The organism is Sphaerochaeta sp. S2, assembly GCF_016406725.1.
Classification (GTDB): domain Bacteria; phylum Spirochaetota; class Spirochaetia; order Sphaerochaetales; family Sphaerochaetaceae; genus Sphaerochaeta.
This window is the reverse complement of sequence record NZ_JAEKNT010000058.1, coordinates 1-4691: the sequence shown is the minus strand read 5'-3', so window position 1 is coordinate 4691 and position 4691 is coordinate 1. Positions and strand designations below refer to the sequence as shown.

The window sequence follows — 4691 nt, the reverse complement described above, 5'->3', positions numbered from 1 at the left end:
GATCGCAAATGTTACCCCTTCAACCCAGTTTGCGAAAATACGAATCAAAACAGTGAGAATGCCAAATACAGCACCATATATCCATCTTCCTGCATCTGTTGTCTGGGAAGAAGAGACAGGGTCGGTAATCATGAAGAATGCAGCAAAGAGAAAACTGCCACCGAGAAGGGCTGTAAGGGGGTCAGCGACGCCTTTCATCCCGCTCTCTGTAGCTAGTTGGAGCCCACTGGCCCAAAATACACTCTGTAGTAGCAGAAATGAGGTAAGTGAAGCAACAACAATTTTCCAGTTGGCAGCTTTCTTGAACACAATATACAGTCCACCGAGCAGTATGAGGATGGCACTGGTTTCCCCAAAGCTACCGCTGGTGAACCCAAGGAACAGATCAAGCAATGAAGCATCCCCGGTTGCCAGCGGGGTAGCTGCGGAAACACTGTCTGCTTGGCTTACCCAAGAACCAAGACCGGCAGGGAAGAATCCCTTTTGTGTTGCATTGCCGACAAACGCTGCTGTCATCGGAACTCCGAAACTAATATAGACGAATGCTCGCGCTGTGATTGCTGGATTGAAAATATTTCTTCCAAACCCACCGAAGATCATCTTCCCGAAGATGATTCCAAATGCAATACCTACCGCTGCAATCCAAAGAGGGATGGTAGGCGGTAGTGAGAGCGCAAAGAGCGTGCACGAGACAAACAGGGACTCGGTAATCTTGAAGCCATAGCGGCGTGCCATGAGCCATTCACATAACAGTCCCGTTGCCCCTACAACTACCAAGATGGCGATAAAACGCCAGCCGAAAAAATAAATTGCAGCAAGGCAGAGTGGCGCAAGCGCATAAAGTACGGTGCGCATTGCTTGTTGTTTTTGAATTTTCACGGTTCCTCCCCTATAATGAGCCCATTATAAGCCATAATGAGCAGAAAGTAAAAATTTTTACGCATCAGATTCCTAGGCATATCTTTCTCTCTGGCTAAAAATAGCAATTGCAAAGGAGAAAACTGCGTAGTAAGATGAGGTCACAAAATGATGCTATATGCGATAATTGCAAGTGTTGCATGTGTGACCTATATCTATCTAGGGATCCTCATTTTGGTATTCGGGAAAGATTCTTCTACCCAGAAAAGCTTTGCTGTACTCTGTGCCATGCTTGCCCTCTGGTCGTTTGGATGTGCAGGGCGTAATATGGCGCAAGGGATCCAGTGGATACCTTTCTTCGATCGACTCTACTATACCGGTTCTGAGCTGTTCATCCTTGCCGGCATCATATTCATCCTATTCTTGTCAGGACGTCAGAGCGTTCCTTTCTATCGTATTTTGGTATTGGTCATCATGCTTCGCATTGGGATCTATCAAACTGCCAATTGGGGTTGGAATATACTTGCGCGGGACTTTCCTTCAGGGCCTTGGTTTGTGTCCCACCAGCTCCTTTCCGCTATTGAGTCATTGTTGATTCCTCTTATTGCCCTGATTTGGGGGCGAACAACCACACTGCACAGGGAGCAAATTCAATCAAGAATCATTATCGTAAGTACCGTGTGTGGGACAAGCATCGGAGTACTGGTCGATTTTCTCTCCGGGTTCAAGGGACATAATCCCATTTCTTGCACAATCCCTGTACTATGGATGGTTGCAGTGTGCTATGCAATCATACGATATGGTCTTATGCAATTTGCACCTGTATATGTGAATCGGGAACTGATCAAACACATGAATCGCGCAGTTTTCATGATTGATTCAGTTTGGAACATTACCGATTGCAATGCAGCTGCACGTTCCCTGATAGGCCAACCTGAAAACCTACGACATAGCACACCGATGGATAAAGTGTTTCTTGAAAGTCAAGCAATCCAGAGGAAAGTGACCGCGTTACTGGCCACAGGAGAGCACAACTTCTCCCACACAGGATTTCTTCTTGCCTCAGAGGGGAAAACGGTCCCCGTGGTGACAAGCTTCTCGCTCATCAGTGACAAGTGGGGAGACAGAATTGGACTTCTCGGATTCTGCCTCCCCAAGTTTGACCTGAACGCTTTCATCTCACGCTATCATTTAAGTGAAAGACAGGCTGATATCCTACAGCATATTGTAAACGGAAGGACCCAAGTGCAGACAGCTGAAGCCTTGTTTATCAGTCTTGCTACCGTTAAGACCCATACAACCAGTCTCTACAACAGGCTGGGAATCTCGAGCCGGAGTGAGCTCTATGCCATGCTTAGGGGAGAGAGCCAGGATTAGAGTGGTCCTTCTCTACTTTTGCTCTAGAGAAAGATACCCCTTGGATTGCTCCAAGGGGGGGGGATGGTTCTCTATTGCACTACAGGAGGCACCCATGTCCCTCTGGTCGTGATGAAATCTCCTGTTACCGTGTATATGCCAAGCACGTCATCTTCAGGATCTGATGGGTCGTTTGGTATGACCGATACGGCGGTTCCTCTTACGGTTCCCTTCACGTAGGATCCAAAGTTTTCCCCGTATTTTGTGAAGGTAATTGTAATTCCCTCGTTTATGGTCTCCCAAAGCTTTCCCCATTTCAATACATCATCTTCTCCATCAGGATTATCGGTCACTACTGGATTGTAGAAATTGCTGATCGCATCGAAGGTCCGTCTCACTCCATGTTCATCAACACTTCCTACAGTGAAGAGACTCCAATCATAGGCCTGACCAAGCACGACATTTGCAGTGTCCACTTCCCAGACCCCCAGAGCTGCGTACTTTCCCTCACTGCCCATCGACCCATTATAGGGGAACATATTCATATCCATATCTAGATCGAAAGGTACAGAGGAAGCGAACATGAAACTTCCAGGGAGGATTTCATCAGGGCTCTTTTCCAGCATCATTTCAAGATGTATTGGAATTGAATATCTGGGGTATGTTGCCAATGCTTCAAACCCTGAGTTCTCTGCAGGTCCATTTCCCAGCCCAAAGAACCAGGTATCATCAGGGTCACTCTTGTTGGTGAATGTCAGATCTATGTATCCCCCAATTCCGAATACATCATCAAGGTAGAATACTATAGATTCAGAGGAGATGCCTCCCTCTTGTGAGGTAACCTTAACGGAGAGCGTATGCCAACCGAATGCAATCTCTTCCCCATCAAGAAGGACATTCATTTCAACTGCCCCTGCTATCTCTATACCGTCAAGATACCACTGATAGGAGGTAGCATCTGCAGGGGCGGCGGTAAAAGATTGGACGCTTGAACGCTCCATGATGATATCTTGTGATGTAATGCTTACCGCAAAAGGATTACGCAGGTTGTTGATAATTGCCAGGGAGATTTCAAATGGCGAAACGGGGATTATTTCAGAGGCTGAACTGGTATGCCCACTGAGAATCCTTACTTCATGGAAATTACCTGCAAATGGGGTTTCCCCATCCTTCAGGATGTAGGAGAAGTCATAGTAGCCGCTCTCCAGGTCTTCCACGGTGATTGTGGCAGTGGAACCGGATATGACAATGCAAGACTCCTCCACTGCAGTCTGTGTAGATCCTGTTTCATGGGTCAGGAATGCCTCAACCCCCGGATTTCCAATAAGGTTGCCACTCCAATCAAGTGAGAAGGTGAAATCTCCAGTTCCATTCAGTGGTACAATGGTCACGGTAGTGTTCGTATTTGTTCCACTACTAATGGTCACTGTACTGGAGCCCTCACCTATGATGAGTGGGGGAGTGTCTGCATTCAGAGCCTCAACATTTATGGTCCAATTCCCAACACGGATCCCGCTAAAGGTATGGGTAGTTGCTGTGATATCAATTGGATCTATGGTATCACTTGAGCCTGACCGATACCCGCTGAGCCGATACGCTGCCACTTCCATCGATATATCAGGTGTAATGGTCCTGAGGCTTGGGTCATTTTGCATGATAACTTTTAGCGAACCTGTTTCCGGTACTTCGCCTACACCTAGGTCACACGCTATATACAATACCATGGTCACTGCCAAGAGCGCCAATAACGAATAACCAACCTTTTTCATTGTTCCCCTCCTGTGAAGAGCAATACCTCTACTTGATGCGCAGAACACTGCGTTTTGATAGAAATCAATAATGCTTGTAATGGTCCTCCCTCTCCATTGATGATTTCACTCTAGGTTGTTTTATGCCTCGGCGCTTCATACCAAAGTATGATTTTGCGTGGTTGCAGGGGTGTTTGTTCAGAATTCTGCTATTGGCAGCATCTTTGCCTCAAGAGATACGGGTCATACCTCAGGCAGAGTTCCAGGAATTGGTGAATGAGCTTCTTGATCTTGAATATTGAATAGAAAGATATGATACAAATCTTTTTTTATAACTCGTTATGGTTATAGATGCCGATTCCGCCCTTGCCGTGTTTCTTGATTGTATACATTGCAGAATCAGCGTTCCTCAGCAATGCCTCCCCATCATCTCCAGCTCCAGGATAGATGGAGATACCGATGGAAGCGTTTATGGTACAGATTATTGTATCGATTGTTATGGGTTCCTGCAGAACGGAATGCACCCTTGCAGCGAAGTGTTTTGCCTGCGTAGTGTCTTCGATATCTTGCATGATGATCGCAAATTCATCACCAGCCAATCGTGCCACGAAATCAGTTCCTCGGACACAGTTCAGTAGTCTTCTCCCTACGGTAACAAGCACCCCGTCACCAACTTCGTGGCCATGGGTGTCATTGATTAGCTTGAAGGAGTCAAGGTCTATATAGAGG

At 46.6% G+C, this 4691-nt stretch carries 4 protein-coding genes; 1 reads left to right on the top strand and 3 read right to left on the bottom strand.

Annotated elements, in window-relative coordinates; genetic code table 11:
- Positions 1-879 (bottom strand): RnfABCDGE type electron transport complex subunit D (locus JF818_RS01310; protein ID WP_198890190.1); only part of this gene is annotated, 879 nt, incomplete at its 3' end.
- A gap of 147 nt (positions 880-1026) precedes the next feature.
- On the opposite strand from JF818_RS01310, the gene JF818_RS01305 reads away from it, so the two are divergent.
- Complete coding sequence (locus JF818_RS01305; protein WP_198890189.1) at positions 1027-2235, top strand: LuxR C-terminal-related transcriptional regulator; 1209 nt, start codon at positions 1027-1029, stop codon at positions 2233-2235.
- A gap of 71 nt (positions 2236-2306) precedes the next feature.
- Here the strand turns inward: JF818_RS01305 and JF818_RS01300 are convergent, their stop codons facing one another.
- Entirely contained in the window at positions 2307-3983 is a 1677-nt protein-coding gene (locus JF818_RS01300) for a hypothetical protein (protein WP_198890188.1), read from the bottom strand.
- A 308-nt stretch (positions 3984-4291) separates the two neighbouring features.
- Positions 4292-4691, bottom strand: a 400-nt coding sequence (locus JF818_RS01295; RefSeq protein WP_198890187.1) for a diguanylate cyclase domain-containing protein, incomplete at its 5' end; no start/stop codon positions are given.

Bases quoted from the DNA above. Each gene is read 5' to 3' on its own strand.
- JF818_RS01305 (WP_198890189.1), top strand. From the start codon at position 1,027: ATGATGCTATATGCGATAATTGCAAGTGTTGCATGTGTGACCTATATC.
- JF818_RS01300 (WP_198890188.1), bottom strand. From the start codon at position 3,983: ATGAAAAAGGTTGGTTATTCGTTATTGGCGCTCTTGGCAGTGACCATG.